Source organism: Mesorhizobium sp. M4A.F.Ca.ET.090.04.2.1 (assembly GCF_003999085.1).
Classification (GTDB): domain Bacteria; phylum Pseudomonadota; class Alphaproteobacteria; order Rhizobiales; family Rhizobiaceae; genus Mesorhizobium.
The window spans coordinates 1-1,060 of the sequence record NZ_RZOT01000909.1 but is presented as its reverse complement, the minus strand read 5'-3'; the positions used below and the strand labels follow the sequence as shown (position 1 = coordinate 1,060).

The 1,060-nt window shown below is 62.2% G+C and carries 2 protein-coding genes; both read right to left on the bottom strand.

The window, feature by feature from the left end; genetic code table 11:
- A partial coding sequence (locus EN781_RS35695; RefSeq protein WP_245492717.1) for a DUF3382 domain-containing protein occupies nucleotides 1-517 on the bottom strand: 517 nt, incomplete at its 3' end.
- 4 nt (nucleotides 518-521) lie between these two features.
- Nucleotides 522-1,060 (bottom strand): branched-chain amino acid ABC transporter permease (locus EN781_RS33060; RefSeq protein WP_145965812.1); only part of this gene is annotated, 539 nt, incomplete at its 5' end.

Below are 1,060 nucleotides of genomic sequence, written 5' to 3'. Positions count from 1 at the left end.
CCAGCGCACTAACGCCCAATACGGAGAAGTGGGCTTGAATGAAACTGCGGAAATAGAACAGCACCGAAGCTAACGCATAGATGATGGCAAGCGCCCGCAAGAACCGTGCATAGCCGGCAAGATCCGGCCCCAGCAACCCATCAAGGGAGCCGGCCAACACAAGCAGCACAGCCGCTAGCACGATGGCGGCAATGAAATACGACAATTTGAAAAATCGCGTCGCCAAGCTGGACGGCATCAAACCGGTATCGACATCCGCGACTTTCAGGCCGGCCACGAAGGGCTGGACATAGGCGATGTAGAGGAAGCGTCCGACGGCGGTGAGAATCACCACGAGGGCAAGCAGGCGCCAGCGTTGCACCAGGATCAGCTCGTTGGAGATGTTCTGGTCGGTCCTCAGACCGATCAACAGCACGAACAGCCCAAGAGCGATGGCGCCGGCATAGAGCGCTTCGCGGAAAGCCTGCTGGATGGGAGTGGCGACGGCGTCGCGCTCCGGATTTACTGTGACCGCCATGAGCTCAGACCTTTTCGACTTCGGGCCGGCCCAGGATGCCGGACGGCAGGAAGATCAGCACGATCGCCAGGATCGAGAAGGCGGCGACGTCCTTGTAGTCGATGGAGAAATAGGCCGACCACATGCTCTCGATGAAGCCGATCAAGAGGCCGCCGAGCACGGCGCCGGGCAACGAGCCGATGCCGCCGAGCACGGCCGCGGTGAAGGCCTTCACGCCGGGCACGAAGCCGTCCGAGAACACCACAACGCCGTAATACATCAGGAAAAGCGTGCCGGCGACGGCAGCAAGGGCTGCGCCCATGATGAAGGTGATCGAAATGGTGCGGTCGACGTCGATGCCGAGCAGCGCGGCCATCTTGCGGTCCTGCTCGCAGGCGCGCTGCGCCCGGCCCAGCGCCGTCCTGTTGACCAGGTACCAGAACAGCGCCAGCAGCACCACCGTGACCAGCACGATAATGATCTGCTTCAGCGACACGCTAACGCCCGCGAACGTGTAGACCTGGCTGACCAGCGGCGGGATCGGCTTGTTGCGTGGGCCTTGCG